This window comes from Streptomyces sp. GL_140, from assembly GCF_057834465.1.
The window spans coordinates 1,549,721-1,571,531 of sequence record NZ_CM174404.1 but is presented as its reverse complement, the minus strand read 5'-3'; the positions used below and the strand labels follow the sequence as shown (position 1 = coordinate 1,571,531).

The 21,811-nt window shown below is 71.8% G+C and carries 21 protein-coding genes; 12 read left to right on the top strand and 9 right to left on the bottom strand.

Features of this window, described 5'->3' with window-relative positions; genetic code table 11:
• Window positions 1–19: 19 nt before the first annotated feature.
• Both AC3IYJ_RS07275 and AC3IYJ_RS07270 read right to left on the bottom strand, forming a co-directional pair.
• Window positions 20–1,972 carry an AAA family ATPase gene (locus AC3IYJ_RS07275; protein ID WP_489400515.1) on the bottom strand — a complete coding sequence of 651 codons (1,953 nt, stop codon included), beginning with the start codon at window positions 1,970–1,972 and terminating at the stop codon, window positions 20–22.
• Between the two features lie 402 nt (window positions 1,973–2,374).
• Window positions 2,375–3,019, bottom strand: a complete 645-nt coding sequence (locus AC3IYJ_RS07270) for a uridine kinase family protein (protein ID WP_489400514.1) — start codon at window positions 3,017–3,019, stop codon at window positions 2,375–2,377.
• Between the two features lie 226 nt (window positions 3,020–3,245).
• Between AC3IYJ_RS07270 and AC3IYJ_RS07265 the strand changes: the two genes are divergently transcribed.
• From AC3IYJ_RS07265 to AC3IYJ_RS07255, 3 genes are all read left to right on the top strand, one after another.
• Window positions 3,246–4,697: a C39 family peptidase gene (locus AC3IYJ_RS07265; RefSeq protein WP_489400513.1), complete on the top strand. Its 1,452-nt coding sequence runs from the start codon at window positions 3,246–3,248 to the stop codon at window positions 4,695–4,697.
• A gap of 91 nt (window positions 4,698–4,788) precedes the next feature.
• Window positions 4,789–5,211: an SPW repeat protein gene (locus AC3IYJ_RS07260; RefSeq protein WP_489400512.1), complete on the top strand. Its 423-nt coding sequence runs from the start codon at window positions 4,789–4,791 to the stop codon at window positions 5,209–5,211.
• A gap of 119 nt (window positions 5,212–5,330) precedes the next feature.
• A complete protein-coding gene (locus tag AC3IYJ_RS07255) occupies window positions 5,331–5,483 on the top strand; it encodes an SCO1431 family membrane protein (RefSeq protein ID WP_489400511.1) in 153 nt (50 codons plus the stop codon).
• A 226-nt stretch (window positions 5,484–5,709) separates the two neighbouring features.
• Here the strand turns inward: AC3IYJ_RS07255 and AC3IYJ_RS07250 are convergent, their stop codons facing one another.
• Complete coding sequence (locus tag AC3IYJ_RS07250) at window positions 5,710–6,678, bottom strand: DUF6114 domain-containing protein (RefSeq protein WP_489400510.1); 969 nt, start codon at window positions 6,676–6,678, stop codon at window positions 5,710–5,712.
• Window positions 6,669–7,217: a DUF6230 family protein gene (locus tag AC3IYJ_RS07245; protein ID WP_489402727.1), complete on the bottom strand. Its 549-nt coding sequence runs from the start codon at window positions 7,215–7,217 to the stop codon at window positions 6,669–6,671. The genes AC3IYJ_RS07250 and AC3IYJ_RS07245 overlap by 10 nt, the downstream gene beginning before the upstream one ends.
• A 200-nt stretch (window positions 7,218–7,417) precedes the next feature.
• On the opposite strand from AC3IYJ_RS07245, the gene AC3IYJ_RS07240 reads away from it, so the two are divergent.
• From AC3IYJ_RS07240 to AC3IYJ_RS07230, 3 genes are all read left to right on the top strand, one after another.
• The gene (locus tag AC3IYJ_RS07240; protein ID WP_489400509.1) at window positions 7,418–8,959 is read left to right on the top strand and encodes an ISL3 family transposase; all 1,542 of its coding nucleotides are present in this window, start codon (window positions 7,418–7,420) and stop codon (window positions 8,957–8,959) included.
• Window positions 8,960–9,095: 136 nt separating this feature from the next.
• Window positions 9,096–9,824: a TetR/AcrR family transcriptional regulator gene (locus AC3IYJ_RS07235; protein ID WP_489400508.1), complete on the top strand. Its 729-nt coding sequence runs from the start codon at window positions 9,096–9,098 to the stop codon at window positions 9,822–9,824.
• A gap of 144 nt (window positions 9,825–9,968) precedes the next feature.
• Window positions 9,969–11,141 (top strand): acyl-CoA dehydrogenase family protein, encoded by a 1,173-nt coding sequence (locus AC3IYJ_RS07230; protein ID WP_489400507.1) that lies wholly within the window; start codon window positions 9,969–9,971, stop codon window positions 11,139–11,141.
• 85 nt (window positions 11,142–11,226) lie between these two features.
• On the opposite strand, the gene AC3IYJ_RS07225 is transcribed toward AC3IYJ_RS07230, so the two are convergent.
• Window positions 11,227–11,451, bottom strand: a complete 225-nt coding sequence (locus tag AC3IYJ_RS07225; RefSeq protein ID WP_489400506.1) for a hypothetical protein — start codon at window positions 11,449–11,451, stop codon at window positions 11,227–11,229.
• 254 nt (window positions 11,452–11,705) lie between these two features.
• Between AC3IYJ_RS07225 and AC3IYJ_RS07220 the strand changes: the two genes are divergently transcribed.
• The gene (locus AC3IYJ_RS07220; protein ID WP_489402726.1) at window positions 11,706–12,842 is read left to right on the top strand and encodes an Rv3169 family protein; all 1,137 of its coding nucleotides are present in this window, start codon (window positions 11,706–11,708) and stop codon (window positions 12,840–12,842) included.
• A gap of 57 nt (window positions 12,843–12,899) precedes the next feature.
• Entirely contained in the window at window positions 12,900–14,003 is a 1,104-nt protein-coding gene (locus AC3IYJ_RS07215) for a phosphotransferase family protein (protein WP_489400505.1), read from the top strand.
• 28 nt (window positions 14,004–14,031) lie between these two features.
• Here the strand turns inward: AC3IYJ_RS07215 and AC3IYJ_RS07210 are convergent, their stop codons facing one another.
• Window positions 14,032–14,478: a hypothetical protein gene (locus AC3IYJ_RS07210; protein WP_489400504.1), complete on the bottom strand. Its 447-nt coding sequence runs from the start codon at window positions 14,476–14,478 to the stop codon at window positions 14,032–14,034.
• A gap of 219 nt (window positions 14,479–14,697) precedes the next feature.
• Here AC3IYJ_RS07210 and AC3IYJ_RS07205 point away from each other — a divergent pair, with 219 nt between their 5' ends.
• The 4 genes from AC3IYJ_RS07205 (at window position 14,698) to fxsA (ending at window position 18,750) form a co-directional block, all read left to right on the top strand.
• Complete coding sequence (locus AC3IYJ_RS07205; RefSeq protein ID WP_030240692.1) at window positions 14,698–15,138, top strand: Lrp/AsnC family transcriptional regulator; 441 nt, start codon at window positions 14,698–14,700, stop codon at window positions 15,136–15,138.
• Between the two features lie 172 nt (window positions 15,139–15,310).
• Complete coding sequence (locus AC3IYJ_RS07200) at window positions 15,311–16,930, top strand: amidohydrolase (protein WP_489400503.1); 1,620 nt, start codon at window positions 15,311–15,313, stop codon at window positions 16,928–16,930.
• A 343-nt stretch (window positions 16,931–17,273) separates the two neighbouring features.
• Window positions 17,274–18,044 carry a polyprenol monophosphomannose synthase gene (locus AC3IYJ_RS07195; RefSeq protein WP_489400502.1) on the top strand — a complete coding sequence of 257 codons (771 nt, stop codon included), beginning with the start codon at window positions 17,274–17,276 and terminating at the stop codon, window positions 18,042–18,044.
• Window positions 18,045–18,159: 115 nt separating this feature from the next.
• Window positions 18,160–18,750, top strand: a complete 591-nt coding sequence (gene fxsA / locus AC3IYJ_RS07190) for an FxsA family membrane protein (RefSeq protein ID WP_489400501.1) — start codon at window positions 18,160–18,162, stop codon at window positions 18,748–18,750.
• A gap of 150 nt (window positions 18,751–18,900) precedes the next feature.
• Here the strand turns inward: fxsA and AC3IYJ_RS07185 are convergent, their stop codons facing one another.
• From AC3IYJ_RS07185 to AC3IYJ_RS07175, 3 genes are all read right to left on the bottom strand, one after another.
• Window positions 18,901–19,275, bottom strand: a complete 375-nt coding sequence (locus AC3IYJ_RS07185) for an RNA polymerase-binding protein RbpA (protein ID WP_007262928.1) — start codon at window positions 19,273–19,275, stop codon at window positions 18,901–18,903.
• Window positions 19,276–19,565: 290 nt separating this feature from the next.
• Window positions 19,566–20,939, bottom strand: a complete 1,374-nt coding sequence (locus AC3IYJ_RS07180; RefSeq protein ID WP_489400500.1) for an MFS transporter — start codon at window positions 20,937–20,939, stop codon at window positions 19,566–19,568.
• A gap of 67 nt (window positions 20,940–21,006) precedes the next feature.
• On the bottom strand, window positions 21,007–21,777 hold the full coding sequence (locus AC3IYJ_RS07175) for a glycerophosphodiester phosphodiesterase family protein (RefSeq protein WP_489400499.1): 771 nt from the start codon (window positions 21,775–21,777) through the stop codon (window positions 21,007–21,009).
• Window positions 21,778–21,811 lie beyond the last annotated feature (34 nt).

The following is a 21,811-nucleotide window of genomic DNA, read 5'->3' as shown; positions in this document are numbered from 1 at the left end:
GAGCAGCTCCGCGCAGCGGCTACAGCGGCGGCGGCTCGGGCCGTTCCTGGGGGCCACGGCCCGACAGGACCTCCCCGTAGGCCTGCATCAAATCGGCCAGCCGCAGGGTGGACAGGTCCTCCCGGGTCGGATCACCCGGGAACCCCGCCAGCCGCAAGTCCCGGTACGCGCAGCTCTTCTCGTACAGCGTCCGCAGGAACCGGCCGTTGCCGAGCTCGTCGATCCACCCCTGCTCCACCACGTGCCCGCTGATGCTCCGCAGCTCCTCCAGCGCCTCCGCGTCCCACCGGTCCCCGTTGGCGTCCGCCAGCACCCCGCCGATCGCGGTCAGTTCCAGCGGCCGGTAGCTCGGGAAGTCCACCCGGGTGGTGAACCGCGAGGACAGCCCCGGGTTGGTGGCGAGCAGCCGGTCCATCCCCGCCGGATAGCCCGCCAGGATCACCACCAGGTGGTCGCGGTTGTCCTCCGCCCGCTTCAGCAGCACCTGGAGGGCCTCGTCGCCGTACGCGTCGCCCTTGCTGTAGCCGGAGTTGGAGAGGCTGTACGCCTCGTCCACGAACAGCACCCCGCCGATCGCCGAGTCGATCAGCTCGTTCGCCTTCACGGCGGTCTGCCCGAGGAACTCGCCGACCAGGTCCGCGCGCCCCGCCTCCACGAGGTGGTCGCCGCCGAGCAGGCCCAGCGCGTAGAAGACCCGGCCCAGGATCCGCGCCACCGTGGTCTTGCCCGTGCCGGAGGGTCCCGAGAAGACGAAATGCCGCTTCGGAGGCTGTACGGGCAGCCCCTGGCCCGTACGCAGCCTGGCCATGTGCAGCTGCGCGGAGAGCGCCTTCACCTGCCGTTTGACGGGCTCCAGGCCCACCATCCGCTCCAGCTCCGCGAGCGCCTCGGCCAGCGCCTCCGGATCCGCGGGCCCGGCCGGCAGCCCCGCCGGGCCAGGCTGGGAGGGCAGCGCCACCTTGCGGCGCACGCCGCCGGGGCGGCCGGGGGCGGGAACGGCCGGAGCGCCGGGGCCGTGCCGGGGCTCCGGCGGCTCCAGCGGGGACAGCGGGTCCGCTTCCACCTGCCCGTCGGCAGCGATGTCCTGGACCGGGCCGCCGCCGCCCAGCGCCACCGCGGCGAAGTCCCCGCCCGACGGGGACGGGCCGTGCCCGCCGAGGCCCTCGTAGCCCGAGACGCCCGCGTACCCGGCGAGACCGTCGGCGTCCTCGCTGTCCTCGATCGCCGTCAGCCGGGCCGCCGTGTCCATGAACGCCGGGTCCACCCGGTGCACCGCCCGGTACAGCGGCAGCGCCGCCGCGCTGCGCCCGGTCCCCTCGTGCGCCCGCGCCAGCCAGTACCGCAACTCCTTGCGCTGCGGCTGCTCGCTGCGGCACCGCATCAGCGAAGCCGACAGCAGCGGCTCCGCCTGCCCGTACATCTCGAGCCGGACCCGGGCCATCCCGCCGAACAGGCCCGCCTCGATGCCGAGCAGCGGATCGTCGACGAGGGAGTCGGTGTGCCGCACCAACTGCTCCCAGTCCTTGACGAGATAGGCCCGACAGGCGTGCAGGAACCGCACCTGGGGGTCGGTGTCCACGGGCGGCAGCGCGGCCAGCGCCTGGTCCAGCTCGGGCACGTGGCGGCCGTCCAGCCAGTGCGAGGCATGGGCCAGCAGCAGGTCGCGCCGGCTCTCCAGCACCGGCTGCACCCACCAGCCCAGCCAGTACCAGGAGTTCAGGGTCCGCCGGTGGCGGGTCCGCTGTTCCCCGAAGCGGTCCCGGTGGGCGTACATGCGCAGTAACGCGTTGGTGGTGTCGACGCGCAGCGCGTGCAGGCCCAGCCAGGCGTCCGCCATCGCCGGATCCAGTCGTACGGCCGTGCGGAACTCCTCCTCGGCCTGCGGGTAGGCGCCCATGGTGCAGGCGTCCACTCCTCGCAGCCAGGCGAGTTCGGCCGGGGCGTGTGCGCTGCCCACCGCGGCGAAATCCATCACGTCCCCCACAAGCCTGCCCCCGTGGTGCGCGGCAACCCCCGCGATGAGCACGCGAGTTGGCCCGGCCCCGATGAAATCAGGGGTGCATCGTACCTGCGGTTACGCACCTTACGTAGGGTGCGGCGCAGACGGTTCGGCTGTGCGCCCATGGCGTAAATGGTGACGCAGGGTGAAGGATCCGTGGCGCTCCGACCCGCGCGAACCCGGCACGAAAGGCCGTCGAGGGGTGGATCCGAGGCGGATCGGGGGCAGAACGAAGCCCCCGATCACGGGGGAACGATCGGGGGCTCCGCGTCCGCGGCGGCCGGTGAGAGCCGCTCATTCAGAACGTAAGGCCGGTGCGGCCCCCGGGTCAAGGAGCGGGCGGGGGCCTGCGGCGGGGCCGGTCCGGGGGGTCCGTCAGGTGCGGGGGAGTCCGTCACCCTCGGTGACGGAACCGGGGGTTCCCGCGATCGCAGCAGTCCCGGAAGACCACTCGTATCCCGTACCGCTCTGCCGCACCAGAGTGTCCGCGAAGGGGCGCGAAGGATCGTCCGAGAAGTGCGCGAGCTCCGCGCGCTCCCATCCGTCCCAGAAGTCGGAAAGTTCACGCCCGTCCCGGTTTCGCCCGCGCCCCCAGGACTTCGCACGCGGCATCTCCATCCACAGCAGCCGCGCCAGCCACGGCCGCAACGCACGCCGCCCGGCGCCGACCCCTTCGACGAGCAGCACCGGAGCCGGCTCCAGCACCCGGTCCGGTCCGAAGCGCCGCTCGACCCAGTCGTACGGGGCCCAGTGCGCGGGCCGTCCCGCGGCGAGCGGCTCCAGCACCTGGACGCGCAGCCGCTCGTCCCAGCCGAACAGCTCCTCGTGGCTGGCCACGTCGTCCAGGTGCAGCACGGGCGCGCCCCCGAGAGCCTCGGCGAGCCGCCCCGCGAAGGTGCTCTTCCCGGACCCGGCATGCCCGTCGATCCCGACCAGCCGCACGGGCCCCAGCGAGGGCGCGAGCGAGGTGAGCTCGCGCGCGAGGGCATGAAGGGGCTGGTGTGACTCCTGAGCTTCCACCCGCCCAGGGTATGGGCAATTTCAGCCCCTCCGGCGTTTGAGGAGCGGGGTCCGGGGCGGAGCCCCGGGGAACGGCGGAGGGGTGGGTAGGGGACGGGCCCCGCAGGGCGGTCCCGACAGCGGCGGCGCCCCGTCACCCCCGACACGACCCCGCGGCTTCGCCGCCCGGCATACGGGAACTGGAAGGGTGGGACCACCACCGCACCGACCCCTGGGGGCCACTCCGATGACCGCACCCACACCTCGCCGGGCCCTGCTGGCAGTGGCCCTCGCGGCCGCCACCGCGGCCACCGTCCCCGGCGGCCGCGCCTCGGCCGCACCCGCGCGGGCGGGTACCGGCCCGGACCCCGCGTCCCAGGCCGCAGCCGAGGCCCCGGCCCCGATCCCCGCCCCGGCCGAAGCGGTGACAGCCGATGCCGCTGCCGGGGCCACCCGCAAGATGGTGGACAACCGGTTCTGGTACTCGTACGCCCACTGGCAGGCCGGCATCCACCAGGGCACCACCGCCATCGGCGGCGCCCGTCCCGGGCTGGAGATCAAGACCCCGGCCGGCCGCACCGAGTATGTGGACCCGCACACCGGGAAGAAGAGCACCTGGGAGTACGCCACCTGGACCTCCCCGGTGCACGCCTCCACCGTGCCCGCCACCGAGGCGATCGCCTCCTGGAACGCCCGCACCCCGACCGGAACCTGGCTCCAGGCGGAACTGCGCGGGACCTACAGCAACGGCGCCGCCACCCCCTGGTACGTCATGGGCCGGTGGGCCTCCGGCGACGCGGACATCCGGCGCACCTCCGTGGACGGCCAGACCGACGGGAAGTCCACCGTCTGGACCGACACCCTGGCCCTGGACGCCCCGGCGAAGGCCGGCGGGCTGCGGATCAAGGACTGGCGGCTGCGCCTGACGCTCTACCGCAAGCCCGGCGCGAAGAACACCCCGACCGTCTGGCTGGCGGGCGCCATGGTCTCCGACCTCCCGGACCGGTTCACCGTCCCCGCGTCCGTCCCCTCCGGTGCGGCCGCCCACGAGCTGAAGGTCCCGCGGTACTCGCAGGAGACGCATGCGGGCCAGTACCCCGAGTACGACAACGGCGGCGAGGCCTGGTGCAGCCCCACCTCCTCCCAGATGATCATCGAGTTCTGGGGTCGCAGGGCCAGCGCCAAGTCCCTGACCTGGGTCAAGAAGGGCTACGCGGACCCGCAGGTCTGCCACGCGGCCCGCTCCACCTACGACGCCGCGTACAAGGGCTGCGGGAACTGGCCCTTCAACGCCGCCTACGCCGCCACCTACCGGCAGCTGGCCGGGGTCGTCACCCGGCTCGGCTCCCTCGCCGACCTGGAGACCCTGGTGCGGGTCGGCATCCCGGCCATCACCTCGCAGTCCTTCACCGCCGAGGAGCTCACGGGCGCGGGCTACGGCACGGCGGGCCACCTGATGACCGTCATCGGCTTCACCGCGGCCGGCGACGTGATCGCCAACGACCCGAACTCCCGCGACAACCAGGCCGTGCGCCGCGTCTACCGGCGCAGGGAATTTGAAAACAACTGGCTGCGGACCAAGCGCCACAACACGGCGGGCAAGGTCGTCTCCGGCACCGGAGGCGTCTGCTACCTCTACGGCCCGGCCCGGCCGAATCCGGCGCAGATCCTCGCGCTGCGGGCGGTCGGGGTGCTGTGAAAAATTCCAGTTGACCCGAATGTATGACAAGCGGACGATAAGGGCATAAAGGTCGCGTAAAGGCTTCACGCTTCATAGGAGGCGGCCCGCCATGACCACCCACTCCATCGAACACCACCCCGACCTGGCCGAGATGCGCAGCCGGTTCGAGCGCGTCACCAGTACCCCGGCCGCCCAGGCCGTCGAGGCGTTGGCCCTCCTCACGGGCCTGTACATCGCCGCCTCGCCCTGGATCGCCGGATTCAGCGGACTCAGCTCGCTGGCGATCAACAACCTGATCGCCGGCCTGGCGTACTGCCTGTGCATGAGCGGACTGGGCTCCGCCTACGAACGCACCCACGCGATGGCCTGGACGGCGGTCGGTCTCGCCGCCTGGACGATCGTCGCGCCGTTCGTCATCGCCGGGGACGTCAGCACCACCCGCACGGTGGTGAGCAACGTGATCGCCGGCGGCATCGCCCTGTGCCTCGCACTGGCAATGGCGGGCATGGCGGGGCGCGACCGCGCCACCTGATCCCACGAGCCCCTGCCACTCACGCCCCCGCCCGCACCGCGCGGCCGGGGGCGTGAGGCATGCCACGAGTGACCATCGTCTCTACCGCGATCGCCGCGCCCGCTGTCACATTGGACGGTATGACCGCAGACAGCGCAGCCCTCACCTCACGTGCCCGCAACCTGGCCCGCACCGGCGGACCCGAGGACGGCTCCGCCTGGCTGGAGCACGTGCTCGGCTGGACCCTGGTGGTCGTCATCGCCATGTTCGTCACCCAGGTCGGCTGGTTCTGACCTTTCCAGCCTTTGGCTGTTTCTGCCACAGCAGGTATGTCCCGGCCCGGGGCGGGCAGCGGGGCCGCGTAGAGCACGGTGAGCGCCGGTACGGGCTGGCCGCGCGGCCTCGAAACAGACCCCTCACCCTGCACCGGGCGCTCCCACCACTGGAGCTGACGCCCGGCAGCCACCGCGAAGGTGGCGCCGACGGCGTAGGCCCACAACGGCGCCGCCTGTACGGGGATCACGACGCCTCCAGCCGTAGCCCGTCGGTCCTGATCACGTCGGCGGTGACCAGTGCCTGCTCCGCGCTGACCTGGGTCATGAAGACGAACGGCGGGATCACCGGGGGAGCGGGCAGTCCGTCCGGGCTGAAGGTGACGCAGAGCAGCCCTTCGATGCAGCCGCTGAACCTCGTCAGGTACAAGGTGACGTCGCCGCTCAGGTTCAGGGTCTTGGCGGCCAGCCCGTACTCCTCGCCGCCGTCGCGGGTGCGCAGCCGGTAGTCGGTGAGCGTGGCCGCCTGCATCCGCAGCACCAGCACCTTCAACGGGCCGTCCACCGTGGGCACCTGGGTGACGCCCGCGAAGGCGAAACCCCGGGGCGCGAACAGGGAGGTGGTCACGGTCGGCGGGGTGCGCGCGGCCGTCGGCGCCGCCGACGCGTCCGCCCTGGCCGGCGGGGCGCCCGTGGCCGTCGCGAGCGCGGCGAGCAGCACCACCGGCAGCGCCGCGGCCAGCGTGCGCGGCCCGCTGCCGTCCAGGCTCGGAACGTACGGTCCCTCCTCGCCCTCGTCGGGATCCGCCAGCGGGGTCCAGCCGAAGGCCAGGGCGCTGCCCGCGATGCCCAGCAGCATGCCGAGCAGGAAGCCGCCGAGGTTGGTCGCCACGAAGGACAGCACCGACAGCAGCAGCGCGTGGACGGAGACGTACGCCCGGGTCTGCGGCAGGAGCCACAGGAACAGGCCCGCGGCGATCAGCGCGATGCCGATGCCGATCGCTGCGATCCCGCCGAGACCCAGGCTGACCAGGATGGTGAGCGGGGAGAGCGGGACCAGCAGCAGTTCGGTCCCGCCCAGGATCACCAGCAGCCCGCCCCAGAACGGGCGGGTGCGGCGCCACTCCCGCAGCCGCCGCCGGGGGCCGGGGTACGGGAGCCGCTGCTCCAGCCACCCGGTCCCCGGCCCGGCCGGTCGGCGTAGGCCTAGAAGCACTTCTTGCCGTCCAGGCTGACGTTGAGCTTCATGCCCTTGAGGTGGAAGTTGCCGCCGGTCGCGGACCAGGCGTGCGACTTGACGTCCACGACCTCGATGTTCCCGGCCTGCAGCGCGAACTTCCCGGCCTCGCCCGTGACCCCGCTGACCTGGTCGAGGGTGGAGGCGTCGCGGCCGATCTGGGCGGTGCCGAAGGTGGCGTCGCCGGCCAGGTCCTCGCCGTCGATGACGAGGTTGCTGGCGGTGACGTCCCCGGCCGGGCCGCCGGCGGTCAGTTTGAAGGTCACCTTGCCGAGCGGGGTGTCCACTTCGGCGGCCTGGCAGATGTCGGAGAGGGTGGCCTCGCCGATGCCGAGCAGTGCGACCGGGTGCCCCTTGCCGTCGACGGAGCGGTCCGTCTGCACGTAGGAGGCCAGGCCCTTGCTGCTCAGCTTGGACGAGGAGACCTGGAAACTGGTCCCCGAAACGGCGAAGGAGGCGGCGAGCGCGCCTTGCGCCATGACCATGGCCATCGCCCCGACCGCGACGACCGCGGGCATCGCGGCGGCGGCCGTCTTCTTCCAGTTGACCCGGCCCTCAGGCGTACTTCTGGTCGTGCTCTTCCTGCTGTTGCCCATGATGTGTTCCTCCCGTACGTCGTCCGGTGCGCAGGGGGAGTGCAAGGTGCAAGGGTCTTACAAGATTTTCGTAGCCGGTGATCGCTTCAACTTGCCTGTGGTGTTGGCTGGTTGTCGGTGAGATGCTGGCTGTGTGTGTCGTGAGGGTGGGGGACCTGCTGCCGCAGCTGGCCGCGGTGCAGGTCGAGCGGGTGGAGGCCAGCGAGGATCTGCTGAGGATCACGGCCCGGACCAGGGATGACGCTCCGGTGGCATGTCCGGCGTGTGGGCAACCGTCGAATTGGGCGCACTCTCGATACGAGCGGCATGTCGCGGACGAGGCGGTGGGTGGCCGTGCGGTCGTGATCGACTTATCGGTGCGCCGCTTGTACTGCGAGAACCCTGGTTGCGAGAAGGCCACCTTCGTCGAGCAGGTCCCGGGGCTGACCCGGCGTTACCAGCGCCGCACTCCGGCCCTGCAGGCGGTGGTCAACGCGGTCGCCGTGGCACTGGCCGGGTCGGCCGGAGCCCGGCTGCTGAGTGTGCTGCACCACGTGCTGACCTGGGCGAGCGTACTGAACTGCCTGATGCGCATCACGCCGCCGCCACGGCCAGTCCCGCGGGTGCTGGGCATCGACGAGTTCGCCCTGCGCAGGGGCCACCACTACGCCACCATTCTGATCGACGCCACCACCGGCGAGCGGATCGATGTCCTGCCAGACCGCAGGATGGAGACGGTGACTGCCTGGCTGCAGGCCCACCCCGGCATCCACGTGGTCTGCCGGGATGGCGCTGGGGGCTTTGCCCAGGCCACGACGGATGCCGACCCCGCGATCACTCAAGTTTGCGATCGCTGGCACCTGTGGCACGGCCTGGCCGAGGCGGCACAGAGGGAGGTCGCAGCACACAGCGCCTGCTGGGCCAAGGCCGGTCCGCCGCTTCGGGAGGGCACTCGTGCGCAGACCACCCTCGAGCGGTGGCACCAGGTCCATCAGCTGCTTGATGCCGGCGCCGGCCTGCTGGAATGCTCCCGCCGCCTGGGCCTCGCGTTGAACACCGTCAAGCGCTATGCCCGTCACGCAAAGCCCGAGCGCATGGTCCGTGCACCGCAGTACCGGCCCACCCTGGTCGACCCCTACCGCGACCACCTGCGCCGACGCCGGACCGAGGACCCGGCAGTGCCCGTCACCCACCTCCTGCGAGAGATCAAGGAGCTGGGCTACACCGGCAGCGCGAACCTCCTGGTCCGCTTCATCACCCAGGGCCGGGTCGAGGCCGACCACGCCAGCCTCTCCATGCGCAAGGCCGCCCGCCTCCTGCTCACCGACCCCGTCCACCTGCGCGAGGATCAGCTGGTACTGCGCGACCAGCTCGCCGGAGCCTGTCCGCAGATGACGGCGCTGGCCACGGCATTGGGCGACTTCGCCTCCCTGCTCACCCCGGCACCGGCCAACGCCCGCGCGCTGACCGGCTGGATCACCAGGGTTCGGACCGCGGACCTGCCCTTCCTGCACTCCTACGCCACCGGCCTCGAACGCGACCGTGCGGCCGTCGACCACGCCCTCACCCTTCCCTGGCACAACGGCCGCACCGAAGGCGTCAACAACAAGATCAAACTGCTCAAACGCCAGACCTACGGCCGCGCCGGGCACCGCCTCCTACGCCAACGCATCCTGCTCAGCTGACATCCAGCTCGAAGCGATCACCGGCTACGAAAATCTTGTAAGACCCAGGTGCAAGGTGCAAGGTGCAAAGGGGAGTGCACAGGAGGGGTCTGCCATACTTCGGGCATCCTGTGGCAGTTCGAGGCTAGGGCTGAATTTGAATAATAGTCAACAGCGTGGAACGACCGGGCGTTCGCAGGTTCGGCGAGCCGAACTGATAGCGATCGGGCGCAAGTTGTTCGCCGACACCTCGTATGACGCGCTCAACATGGACGACATCGCCAAGCACGCCGGCGTCGCCAAGGGCCTCATCTACTACTACTTCAAGAGCAAACGCGGCTACTACCTGGCCATCGTCGAGGACTCGGTCGCCGAGCTGGTCGCCCGCGCCGGCGGCGAGAGCGACGTCCCGAACGCCGAGCGGGTGCGCGGCACCATCGACGGCTACCTGCACTACGCCGAACACCACCAGGCGGCCTACCGCACCATCGTCACCGGCGGCGTCGGCTCCGACTCCGAGGTCCTGGCCATCCGCGACGCCGTCCGCGAGGAGCTGATCGCGGCCATCGCCGAGGGCGCGTACGGCCACCGTGCCGTGCCCCCGCTCGCCCGGCTGGCACTCGTGGGCTGGCTGGCGGGGGTCGAGGGCAGCACCCTCGACTGGATCGGCTCGGCGGACGATCTCCCGGGCGCTCCCGGCCGCCCCGACCGGGCCGGGTTCGGCGCCCTGCTCGTACGCACGCTGCGCGCGACGCTCGCCGTCATCGAGGAGTTCGTCCCCGAGTGCCCGGCGCCGCCCGCGGCCGAGGACGAGCTCCGGGGGAGCGATCCGCGTGCGGGCGATCTCCGTGGGGATGATCTCGCACCCGTGACGGGAAGCGCCTGATCGGGCATACTCAACCGCCGCAGCCACTTGAACTGGAACTTCCCGCGATCCGGGAGGGCACCATCGGTTGTGAGCCCCGAGACCCGGTGACGCGTCCCACCCCCACGCGTCGCCCCGTGCTTTGCGAGTGAGGAGAGCGCTGCCATGACCGACCGCGCGCCGCAGCAGGTGGACCGATCGCTGCCGACCGAGGAGTCCCGCGACCTGCTCGCACTCGTACGCGAGATCGCGCAGCGGGAGATCCGCCCCCGGGCCGCCGAGGAGGAGGACCGCGGCACCTTCCCGAGGGAGATCTTCACGCTCCTCTCCGAGTCCGGACTGCTCGGCCTCCCGTACGCCGGCGAGTACGGCGGCGGCGACCAGCCGTACGAGGTCTACCTCCAGGTGCTGGAGGAGCTGGCCGCGGCCCGCCTGACCGTCGGGCTCGGCGTCAGCGTGCACTCCCTGGCCTGTCACGGCCTGGCCGGCTACGGCACCAAGGAGCAGCAGGGCGCCCACCTGCCCGCGATGCTCGGCGGCGGCCTGCTCGGCGCGTACTGCCTCTCCGAGCCGGGCGCCGGTTCGGACGCGGCCTCGCTGACCACCAAGGCGGTCCGGGACGGCGAAGAGTGGATCATCAGCGGTACCAAGGCCTGGATCACCCACGGCGGGGTCGCCGACTTCTACACGGTCCTGGCCCGCACGGGCGTGGACGGCCCCAAGGGCATCACGGCCTTCCTGGTGCCGGGCGACGCCGCGGGCCTCACCGCCGCGATCCCCGAGAAGAAGATGGGCATGAAGGGTTCGCCCACCGCCCAGCTGCACTTCGACGGCGTACGGGTCTCCGACACCCGCCGCATCGGCGAGCAGGGCCAGGGCTTCACCATCGCCCTGGCCGCCCTCGATGCGGGCCGCCTGGGCATCGCCGCCTGCGCGATCGGCGTGGCCCAGGCCGCGCTGGACGAGGCCCTGGCCTACGCGCTGGACCGCAAGCAGTTCGGCCACCCCATCGCCGACTTCCAGGGCCTGCGGTTCATGCTGGCCGACATGGCGACGAAGATCGAGGCGGGCCGCGCGCTGTACCTGGCGGCGGCGCGGCTGCGGGACGCGGGCAAGCCGTTCTCCCGGCAGGCCGCGATGGCCAAGCTGTTCTGCACCGACGCGGCGATGGCCGTGACCACGGACGCGGTCCAGGTGCTCGGTGGCTACGGCTACACGGCCGACTTCCCGGTGGAGCGGCTGATGCGCGAGGCGAAGGTCCTCCAGATCGTGGAGGGCACGAACCAGATCCAGCGCATGGTCATCGCCCGTCACCTGGCGGGTCCCGAGTCCCGGTAGGGTCACGCGGCTCCTGCGCGGCCCGGCCTTCCGGGTCCTCCTGGCTCTCCGGGCCTTCCTGGCCCTCCCGGCCCCTTCTTCGGGTTCAGCCCACGAAGAAGGGGCCGGTCGGCCAGATGGGCGAGGAAGCGATCTTGGTCCACTCCGGATCGCGCCGCCCGGGCACGGTCCGGCCGTCCTGGGCCCAGTGGGTGAGCAGCGCGCGGTAGATGGGCGGGTCGGGTGCGTGCCGAAGCGATTCTTCGCGCTCCGCGGCCGGCGCCCTCCGTCGGCGCCCCACCCTCGGCGTGGAACTCTCCATCGTGGTCATGCCGGGCCAACGCTCCACCGGATCCGCGGGTAACCCCGCCCATCCGTTCGACCCTGCACCCCCGGTCGGTGCCGAGCGTCCCGCCGGATGTCCCCGCCGGGCATCCCCGCCGGGCATCCCCACCCCGCCGCACGACGTGTCTTCCTGACAGTCTGTGCCACACCTCTGGTCCCCGCCCCCCGATCTGACGTACCGTCAACTCCGCTCAAGGTGCCAGCTCCCGCATGCCCCGCACCCACACCCGGAGGTTCGTCATGCCCGCCGACCGGCCCATATCGCTGGACGAATACCCCATCCACCAGGCCCCGTTGTCGATGAAGCACCTGGTCACCGGCGACCGCAACGCCTACGACCGCTGCATCTTCCACGTCTTCGACCACGCCGGCCGCGCCGTCCTGATCCTCGGTCTCGGCGTCTATCCCAACGCCGGCGTCATCGACGCCTACGCCACCCTGCGCGTCGGCGACGAACTCCTCACCGTCCGCGCCTCGGACGCCCTCGGCGACGACCGCATGAACCTCTCCGTCGGACCGCTCCGGATCACCATCGACGAACCCCTCAAGCGCATCGGCCTCACCTGTGCCGCCGACCCGGACGACCCCGACGGGCTCTCGTACGACATCACCTGGACCGCCGAGTTCCCCGCCGTCTGGGAGCCCCACCACACCCAGCGCCGCGGAGACCGGCTCATCCTCGAAGGACGCCGCTTCGTCCAGGCCGGCAACGTCACCGGCACCATCCGGGCCAAGGGCGAGGAGTTCACCCTCGACACCGCCGAGTGGACCGGCACCCGGGACCGCAGCTGGGGCGTGCGCCCCATCCCCGGCGAGGACGGCGGCAGGGCCGCCGAGGAACACCGCCCCGAGGGCTTCCACTGGCTCTGGATCCCCGTCCGCTTCGAGGACCGCTTCCTCATGGTCATCGCCCAGGAGGACGCCGACGGCCTGCGCGGCCTCAGCGAAGCCGTCCAGGTGTTCCCCGAAGGCAGCGGCAAGCACGACGTGCAGCTCGGCTGGCCGCACACCGACATCCGCTACCGCTCCGGCAGCCGCCACCCCGAGAGCGCCGTCGTCCACCTCACCGACCCGGCCGGCCGCAAGCCCCTGGAGCTCGGCGTGGAGATCCTGAACTCCTCGCCGCTGGCCGTCGGCGCCGGCTACCCGCCCGCCTCCGACTGGCAGCACGGCACCTGGCAGGGCCACGACTGGACCGACCGCCGCGTCTACGACCTCTCCGACCCCGCGGCCCACCCCATGGCCGCATTCGGGGTCACCGACCACTCGGCCCGCTTCACCCTCGAGGGCCGCACCGGCTTCGGCATCTTCGAGCACGGCAGCTTCGGCCGCCACGACCCGAGCGGCTTCACCGACTACGGCTCGGTGGCCCCGTAGGACCAGCCCGGAAGCACGCGGAAGCAACCCGCACGCAGGAACAGGAAGGGGTACCCAATGGCAGGACCGGCACCACGCCCCCGCACCTCCACCCGCGAACCCGAGGAACTCGGCCGGCGCCTCGCCGCCTGGCTCGACAGCGAGCTCCCCGGAGCCAAGGTCACCAACGTCTCCGTCCCCGGCTCCAACGGCATGTCCAGCGAGACCCTGCTCTTCGACATCGAGCACCCCGACGCCCCCGTCCGGGCCTGCGCACTGCGCCTCGCCGCCGACCCGGCCGCCTACACCGTCTTCCCCACCTACGACATGCCCCGCCAGCACCGCGTGATGAGCCTCGTCGCCGCCTACACCGACCTGCCCGTCCCGCGCGTGCAGTGGCTGGAAGAAGACCCCGGCCCGCTCGGCGCGCCGTTCTTCGTCATGGCCCGCGCCGAAGGCCGCGTACCGCCCGACGTGATGCCCTACACCTACGAAGGCAACTGGCTGCACGCCGCGAGCGACACCGAACGCGCCGTGCTCCAGGAGGCGAGCGTCTCCCTCCTCGCCCGGCTGCACGACCAGTTCCCGCCCGAGGAGGCGGAGTTCCTGCTGCCGCAGGGCGGGGGCAGCCCGCTGCGCCGCCACGTGGAAGGCCAACGCACCTACTACGACTGGGTGGTGGCGGGAAAATCCCGATCCCCGCTACTGGAACGGGCCTTCGAACGCCTCGAGGAACTCTGGCCGGCCGACGAAGGCGGCCCGGCCGTGCTCAACTGGGGCGACGCCCGCATCGGCAACGTCATCTTCGACGCCGACGGCTTCGAGCCCGTGGCCGTCCTCGACTGGGAGATGGCGGCCTTCGCACCGCGCGAGGTCGACCTCGGCTGGAGCGTCTACCTCCACCGGTTCTTCCAGGACCTGACCGTGAGTTTCGGCCAGCCGGGCCTGCCCGACTTCCTGCGCCGCGAGGACATCGAGCGCCGGTACGCCGAACTCACCGGGCACACGCCCCGGGACATGGAGTTCCACACCCTCTACGCCGCCCTGCGGCACGGGATCGTGATGCTGAGGATCGCCTACCGGCAGGCGCACTTCGGCGAGGTCGAGATCCCCGCGGATCCGGACAGCCTGATCCTGCACCATGCCAGTCTTGCCGCCATGGTGCAGGGAACGTACTGGTAGCTCCTACCCGCCGACCCGTACGGGCGGCTCAGGCGGCCTGCGCGTGCTGTTGCATCTGCGGCAGCGCCGTGGGCACCGGCGTCCGCACCGGACGCGAGCCGGGGCCGCCGACGTGCGAGAAGGGCTGCGTGCGCCAGTCCAGCCCCTGCGGCAGCGCCAGGTGCACGACGGGCTCCAGTTCCTGGCCCTCGTCGACACCGAGGCCCAGGGTGGGCAGGGCGTCGGAGGCGGGCCGCCCGGTGCCCGCGCACACCGTGAGCCCGAAGGGGTTCCACGGGGTCAGGCAGAGGGCGTGCTGCGGCAGGTACTCCTCGTCCGCGACGAGGGCGATCGCCTGACCGCAGTCGGGGCAGGTCGCGTGGTGGATCTCGAACGCCTCGGCGTATTCGAGGTATTCGTCGTCGTCGGCGTAACCACCATCGACGATTTCCAGGGGCTCCGGTTCGGTGCGACCGGCGCGCTTGGTGTTCAGCATGGATGTACTCCCCCTTGGGTGGGCCGGGCGGGCAGGTTCTTCGGCCACGGCCACCCCAAGCACTTCCCGTCACGCGGCACGAGTAACCACTTCCGGTCGCCGTACGCCCGCATACCCCTGTGGCCTTGGTCACATGCCCGCCGCAGGTGCCACGTCAATCCGTGGACACGGCTGTGCCTGGAGCCGTCCGGGGCCGTAAGTTGTGCGGCTATGAGCGCAATGGAGGAGCTGGACCGCCAGATCGTGGATCTGCTCGTGCGGGACGGGCGGATGAGCTACACGGACCTGGGCAAGGCCACCGGACTGTCCACATCGGCCGTCCACCAGCGAGTACGCCGCCTGGAGCAGCGCGGAGTCATCCGCGGCTACGCGGCCGTCGTCGACCCCGAGGCCGTCGGGCTGCCACTGACGGCCTTCATCTCCGTCAAGCCCTTCGACCCGAGCGCACCCGACGACATCGCGGAACGCCTCGCGGGGGTCCCGGAGATCGAGGCCTGCCACAGCGTCGCGGGCGACGAGAACTACATCCTCAAGGTCCGCGTGGCGACCCCACTGGAACTGGAAGACCTCCTGGGCCGTCTGCGCGCCCTGGCCCACGTCTCCACCCGCACGACGGTGGTCCTCTCCACCCCGTACGAGGCCCGCCCGCCGCGCGTCTAAGCAGTCCAGCCTCGCCGGCGTTTGAGGCGCGGGGTCCGGGGCGGAGCCCCGGCTGGGGGTCCCCCGGACGGAGTCTGGGGGATGGTGGAAGGGCGGGTAGGGGACGAGCCCCCGCAGGGCCCGCCCAACCCCGCGTCCTGCCAAGGACTCCGCACACGCGAAACTTGTCCCCATGACCGAGCGCGCGACACCCGCCCCCAGCGACCCCACCCGTACCGTCCTCCTGCGCGGCGGCGAGGTCCACAGCCCCGCCGACCCCTTCGCCACCGCGATGGTGGTGGAGCGCGGCCACATCGCCTGGGTGGGCTCCGAGGGCGCCGCCGACGCCTTCGCGCAGGGTGTGGACGAGGTGGTCGACCTCGACGGCGCGCTCGTCACGCCCGCCTTCACCGACGCCCACGTCCACACCACCTCCGCCGGCCTCGCCCTCACCGGGCTGGACCTCTCCGGGGCCGCCTCCCTCGCCGAGGCCCTGCAGCACGTGCGCGCGTACGCGGACGGCCGCCCCGCCGACCGGGTGCTCCTCGGCCACGGCTGGGACGCCGCCCGCTGGCCCGAGCGGCGCGCCCCCCTGCGGAGCGAGCTCGACGAGGCCACCGGCGGCCGGCCGCTCTACCTCAGCCGCATCGACGCGCACTCCGCCGTGGTCACCACCGCCCTGCTCCACCTCGTCCCCGAGGTCCGCGGAGCCGCCGACGAGCCGCTGACCCGCGACGCCCACCACGCCGTCCGCCGCGCCGCGCTCGGCGCCCTGACCCCGGCGCAGCGCGCCGAGGCCCAGCGGGCCGCCCTGGACCGGGCCGCCTCCCTGGGCATCGGCTCCGTCCACGAGTGCGGCGGCCCCGACATCTCCTCCGAGGAGGACTTCGCCGCCCTCCTGGAGCTCGCCCGCACGCACCCCGGACCCCGCGTCTTCGGCTACTGGGCCGACCGGGACCTCGACCGGGCCAAGGCGCTCGGGGCCATCGGGGCAGCGGGCGACCTCTTCGTCGACGGCGCCCTCGGCTCGCACACCGCCTGCCTGCACGCCCCCTACGCCGACGCCGCCCACACCGGCACCGGGTACCTCGACGCGCGGGCCGTGGCCGAACACGTCGCCGCCTGCACCGAGGCGGGGCTCCAGGCCGGCTTCCACGCCATCGGGGACGCCGCGATCACCGCCGTCGTCGAGGGCGTCCGGGCCGCCGCCGACAAGGTGGGCCTGGCCCGCGTCCGCGCCGCCCGGCACCGCGTCGAGCACGCCGAGATGATGACCCCGGCCACCATCGCCGCCTTCGCCGACCTCGGCCTCACCGCCTCCGTGCAGCCCGCCTTCGACGCGCTGTGGGGCGGCGAGGAGGGCATGTACGCCGACCGGCTGGGCGCCGAGCGCGCCCGTACCCTCAACCCGTACGCGGCCATGCTCAAGGCGGGCATCCCGCTCGCCTTCGGCTCCGACGCCCCCGTCACCCCGCTCGACCCCTGGGGCACGGTCCGCGCGGCCGCCTTCCACCGCACGCCGGCCCACCGCGTCTCGGTACGGGCCGCCTTCGCCGCCCACACCCGCGGCGGCTGGCGGGCCCTTGGCCGCGACGACGCGGGGATCCTCGTCCCGGGCGCCCCGGCCGACTACGCCGTGTGGCAGAACGCCGAACTGGTGGTGCAGGCCCCCGACGACCGGGTCGCCCGCTGGTCCACCGACCCCCGCTCGGGCACCCCCGGACTGCCCGACCTGACCCCTGGTACGGACCTGCCGGTCTGCCTCGCCACCGTGGTCGGCGGCCGGGAAGTATTCGTACGGCCACAGGGGTGATCCGGGGGGCCATGGTTCGGTAAGGGCGACCGGACCCGGATAGGTTCGGCCGGGTCCACCAACCGGACGTCCGAACCGGACGGAGCCGTTCGCTCAACCGCGCCCGCGCCTCGGGGGCGAGGGAAGGTTTCGCCGGAAGGGGTCCCCCCTGCTCCGAAGGGGCTTGGGGGAGGGTGGCCTCAGATCGGGGCCCGGCGGTCCAGTAGACAACGGTCAGGCGGCCCGCAGCCAGCGGGAGCCGGTCCGGCCCGAAGGACCGCGGGCTCCGATCGCTGTTCTAAAATCACCTCTGCGACACCACGTACACGACGTACAGGATGTACGGAACGCAAAAGGGGATTCAGTGAGCGACGGCGGACAGCGAAGCTACGGACCGCTCGGCACGGCCTTGGTGATCATTCCGACCTACAACGAGGCGGAGAACATCGGGCTGATCGTCGGCCGCGTCCGCGCGGCTGTGCCCGAGGCCCACATCCTGGTCGCGGACGACAACAGCCCGGACGGCACCGGAAAGCTCGCCGACGAGCTGGCGGCAGGGGACGAGCACGTCCACGTCCTGCACCGCAAGGGCAAGGAAGGCCTCGGAGCGGCCTACCTGGCCGGTTTCACCTGGGGCCTGGACAACGGCTACGGGGTCATCATCGAGATGGACGCCGACGGCTCCCACCAGCCCGAGGAGCTGCCCCGGCTGCTCACCGCCCTGGAGGGCGCCGACCTGGTGCTGGGCTCCCGCTGGGTGCCGGGCGGCCGGGTCGTCAACTGGCCCAAGAGCCGCGAGTTCCTCTCCCGGGGCGGCTCCACGTACTCCCGGCTGATGCTGGGCGTCCCGATCCGCGACGTCACCGGCGGCTACCGTGCCTTCCGCCGCGAGACCCTCGAAGGCCTGGGCCTGGCCGACGTGGCCTCTGCGGGCTACTGCTTCCAGGTGGACCTGGCCCGCAGGGCCGTGCGCAAGGGTTTCCGCGTGGTCGAGGTGCCCATCACCTTCGTCGAGCGCGAGTTCGGCGACAGCAAGATGAGCAAGGACATCGTGGTGGAGGCCCTCTGGCGGGTCACCCAGTGGGGCATCAAGGAGCACGCGGACAAGCTGACCGGCAAGATCCGCGGCAAGTAGTACGCCGCCGGGGGCCGGACGGCGAGACCTCCGGCCCCCGGCCCCGGTACCCCTAGGGGATGTCCGATACTTCCGACTGAGGACGCTTTTACGTCGGCCCAGGCACACTGGTGGTATGACGACCGGAGTTCCGACACAGACGGCCCGTCGGCGCCGTTCGCCCGCCCGTACGATCCTTCCCCTGGCCGTCGCCGCCTGGCTGATCCTGGAGATCTGGCTGCTCAGCCGGGTCGCCGCAGCCGCCGGTGGCGGGACCGTCGCCCTGCTGCTGGCAGGCGGCATGGTGCTCGGCGTGGTGGTCATCAAGCGGGCCGGGCGGCGCGCCTTCAAGAACCTCACGGAGACCTTCCAGCAGGCCCAGGCGGGCGCCGCGCCGACCCCGCCGCAGCCCGGCGCGGGCAATGGCCTGACCATGCTGGCCGGCCTGCTCCTGATCGTGCCGGGCCTGCTCTCGGACGTGGCGGGCCTGTTCCTCCTGCTCCCGCCGGTCCGCGCTTGGATCGGCCGCCGGACGGCCCGCGCCCTGGAGCGCAAGATGGCCTCCGCGCCGGCCGGCACCTTCGGCGACGCCTTCCAGCAGGCCCGCATCCACTACCCGGACGGCAAGGTCGTCCAGGGCGAGGTCGTCCGCGAGGACCGGCCGCAGCAGCCGGGGCCCGGTTCGGGCCCCGACGGATCCGACTACCGGCCTCCGCTCACCCCCTGATGATCACCCACTGGTCAATGCCGGGTTCCTGGCCGAGTTTCTGATCCCGGTCCGAATGGTCCTCACGGACAGTACGCCGAGGGCCCCCGCCACACAGTGTGTGGCGGGGGCCCTCGGCGTTGGTTGAGCTGTGTTGCTGTCGTCCGGGTGTCAGGCGGACTTGCGGCTGTCGCGCGGATGCACGGCAATGTTCATGGCGCCGGAACGAAGGACCGCGAGCCTCTCGGCCAGCACTTCCTCCAGCTCCTCGCGGGTGCGCCGCTCCATGAGCATGTCCCAGTGCGTTCGCGCAGGCTTGCCCTTCTTCTCTTCGGGCCCGTCCCCGTCGACCAGGAGTGCCATGGCGCCGCACGCCTTGCACTCCCACTCCGGCGGAATTTCTGCCTCAACCGAGAACGGCATCTCAAATCGATGTCCGTTCTGGCATGCGTACTCCACCGCCTGGCGCGGGGCCAGATCGATGCCGCGGTCCGTCTCGTAGCTGGTAACCACGAGCCGCGTACCGCGGAGAGCTCGCTCACTCATGAATCGTGCCTCCCGGGCTTGTCGCCCACAGGACAGGTGTCGCTGTCGTCGTCATCCGGTCAACGTCCGGTCGGCGGTATAGATTCCCGCTCCGGGTCATGCGTCGCCCGTCGTGCCGCCCCTTGTTGTACCCACCAATGCCCGTTTTGTCACATCTGGCAGCAGATGTCACCCAACGTCTTCACTTAGTGAGCACGCAGTAACGGTCCGCCTGGCAGGCCAAAGGCGTACACTACCGGCCCTTCGCTTGAACGTCGAAATCTGTTCCGAATTCGCGTCCCCGGATCCGGTCAGATCCGTTCCGGTACAGGATTCCCCGCCGCCTCCACCGCGCGCCGGACCGGCACTCTGGCGAGCAGCACGAAACCCAGTGCGAAGAACACCACCAAAGAGATGATCGCGTCCCGGTAGCTCCCGGTGACCTGGTAGGTGATGCCGAAGACCAGCGGTCCCACCCAGCTCAGCCCCCGGTCGCTCATCTCGTACGCCGAGAAGTACTCGGCCTCCTTGCCCGCCGGAACCAGGTGCGAGAAGAGCGAGCGCGACAGCGCCTGGCTCCCGCCCAGCACCAGCCCGATCATCGAGGCGAGGGCGAAGAACCAGACCGGGGTGCGGGCCGGCAGGAAGTACCCGGCCGCCAGCGTCAGGCCCCAAGCGGCCAGCGAACCCAGAATCGTCCGCTTGGCGCCGTAGAGCACGGCCAGCCGGCCCATCCCCAGCGCGCCCACCACGGCGAGGATCTGTACGAGCAGCACGGCCACGATCAGCGTCGACTGCTCCAGCTCCAGCTCCTCCGAGCCGTAGATGGACGCCTGGGAGATCACGGTCTGCACGCCGTCGTTGTAGATCAGGTACGCCAGCAGGAACGACAGGGTCAGCGGATAGCGCCGCATGTCCTTCAGGGTGGCGACCAGCTGCTTCCAGCCGCTGACGGTCGGGCCCGCCTCCCGGACCACGGCCCGGTCCCGCAGCCGCCGCAGCGGGATGATCGTGAAGGCGCCCCACCAGAGCCCCGCCGAGGCCAGGCAGATCCGTACGGCCTCGCCCTCGGAGAGCCCGAAGGAGTCGTGGCCCTGGAAGAGCACGAGGTTCAGTACGAGGACGAAGGCGCCCGAGGTGTACCCGAAGGCCCAGCCGCGCGAGGAGACGGTGTCCCGCTCGTCGGGGGTGGAGATCTGCGGCAGATAGGCGTTGTAGAGCACCATCGAGACCGACAGCGAGGCGTTCGCGACGATCAGCAGCAGCCCGCCGAGCAGGTAGCGGTCGCCGCCCAGCAGGAACATCCCGGTGGTCGCCGCGGCTCCCGTGTAGGCGGCCGCCGCCAGCAGCGGCTTCTTGCGGCCGCTGCGGTCGGCGAGCGCCCCGGCCAGCGGCATGATCAGGACGGCCAGGATCACCGAGGCCGACACGGAGTACGCGAAGTACGAACCGGCCCGGACCGGGATCCCCAGCGGATGCACGTACCCGTCGGCGTCCGCGGCGGCCTTGGCCACGGCGGTCAGGTACGGCCCGAGGAACACGGTGAGCACGCTCGTCGAATACACCGAGCAGGCGAAGTCGTAGAAGTACCAGCCGTGCTGCTCGCGCTTGCGCGCCGCCGCCGAGGCCGCCCCTCTGCCGTCCTCCGCCCCGGATTCCGCTTGATCTGTGGTCTGCGCACTCATGAGTGCCCCCTCGCTGGTCCCCGTACCGCCGCGGCCGCCGCACCGGGCGCGCAGGTCCACGGGCTCGTCAGGCCCAGGCCCCGCGCCCGTCCAGCACCGTGCGCAAGATGTCGATCCGGTCGGTCATGATGCCATCGACACCCAGGTCGAGTAGAGCCTCCATGCGTTCCGGTTCGTTCACGGTCCACACGTGGACCTGCAGACCCCGTTCGTGCGCGGCGCGGACGAACCTGCGGTCCACCACGCGGATGCCTCCCTGGGTCTCCGGAACCTGCGCCGCCACCGCCCCCGCGCGCAGCGCCGCCGGGATCGCGTACGAGCGCAGCCGCAGCCCGAGCACCCCGAGCACCCCGTACGAGGTCGCCAGCCGGGGACCGGCGATCTTCTGGGCCCGCGCCACCCGCCGCTCGGAGAAGGAGCCCACGCACACCCGGTCCCAGGCCCCGGCCCGCGCGATCAGATTGACCAGCGGGTGCAGGGCGGACTCGTCCTTGATGTCCACGTTCCAGCGGGCGTCCGGGAACTCCTCCAGGAGGTCCTCGAAGAGCGCGAGCGGCTCGGTCCCGCCGACCCGGGCCTCCCGGATCCGGCTCCACTGCTGCTCCCGGATGCGGCCGTGCCCGTCGGTGACCCGGTCCAGGGTCGCGTCGTGGAAGGCCACCAGCTTCCCGTCGGCGCTGGCGTGGACATCGGTCTCGAAGTACCGGTAGCCCGCGTCGGCGGCCCGCCGGAAGGCCGCGGCGGTGTTCTCCAGCCCGTCCGCGGCCCCGCCGCGGTGCGCGAAGGGGATCGGAGCCGGGTGGTCGAGATAGGGGTGGGGGAGGCGTACGTGCGTCACGGCGGCAGTATGCCTGCTGTCCCCGCCGGGGTGG

Coding starts and splice junctions, on each gene's coding strand:
- AC3IYJ_RS07275 (WP_489400515.1), bottom strand. CDS start 1,972: ATGGATTTCGCCGCGGTGGGCAGCGCACACGCCCCGGCCGAACTCGCC.
- AC3IYJ_RS07265 (WP_489400513.1), top strand. CDS start 3,246: ATGACCGCACCCACACCTCGCCGGGCCCTGCTGGCAGTGGCCCTCGCG.
- AC3IYJ_RS07245 (WP_489402727.1), bottom strand. CDS start 7,217: ATGCCCGCGGTCGTCGCGGTCGGGGCGATGGCCATGGTCATGGCGCAA.
- AC3IYJ_RS07180 (WP_489400500.1), bottom strand. CDS start 20,939: ATGAGTGCGCAGACCACAGATCAAGCGGAATCCGGGGCGGAGGACGGC.
- AC3IYJ_RS07185 (WP_007262928.1), bottom strand. CDS start 19,275: ATGAGTGAGCGAGCTCTCCGCGGTACGCGGCTCGTGGTTACCAGCTAC.
- fxsA (WP_489400501.1), top strand. CDS start 18,160: ATGACGACCGGAGTTCCGACACAGACGGCCCGTCGGCGCCGTTCGCCC.
- AC3IYJ_RS07260 (WP_489400512.1), top strand. CDS start 4,789: ATGACCACCCACTCCATCGAACACCACCCCGACCTGGCCGAGATGCGC.
- AC3IYJ_RS07200 (WP_489400503.1), top strand. CDS start 15,311: ATGACCGAGCGCGCGACACCCGCCCCCAGCGACCCCACCCGTACCGTC.
- AC3IYJ_RS07255 (WP_489400511.1), top strand. CDS start 5,331: ATGACCGCAGACAGCGCAGCCCTCACCTCACGTGCCCGCAACCTGGCC.
- AC3IYJ_RS07225 (WP_489400506.1), bottom strand. CDS start 11,451: ATGACCACGATGGAGAGTTCCACGCCGAGGGTGGGGCGCCGACGGAGG.
- AC3IYJ_RS07230 (WP_489400507.1), top strand. CDS start 9,969: ATGACCGACCGCGCGCCGCAGCAGGTGGACCGATCGCTGCCGACCGAG.
- AC3IYJ_RS07215 (WP_489400505.1), top strand. CDS start 12,900: ATGGCAGGACCGGCACCACGCCCCCGCACCTCCACCCGCGAACCCGAG.
- AC3IYJ_RS07210 (WP_489400504.1), bottom strand. CDS start 14,478: ATGCTGAACACCAAGCGCGCCGGTCGCACCGAACCGGAGCCCCTGGAA.
- AC3IYJ_RS07205 (WP_030240692.1), top strand. CDS start 14,698: ATGGAGGAGCTGGACCGCCAGATCGTGGATCTGCTCGTGCGGGACGGG.
- AC3IYJ_RS07240 (WP_489400509.1), top strand. CDS start 7,418: ATGCTGGCTGTGTGTGTCGTGAGGGTGGGGGACCTGCTGCCGCAGCTG.
- AC3IYJ_RS07220 (WP_489402726.1), top strand. CDS start 11,706: ATGCCCGCCGACCGGCCCATATCGCTGGACGAATACCCCATCCACCAG.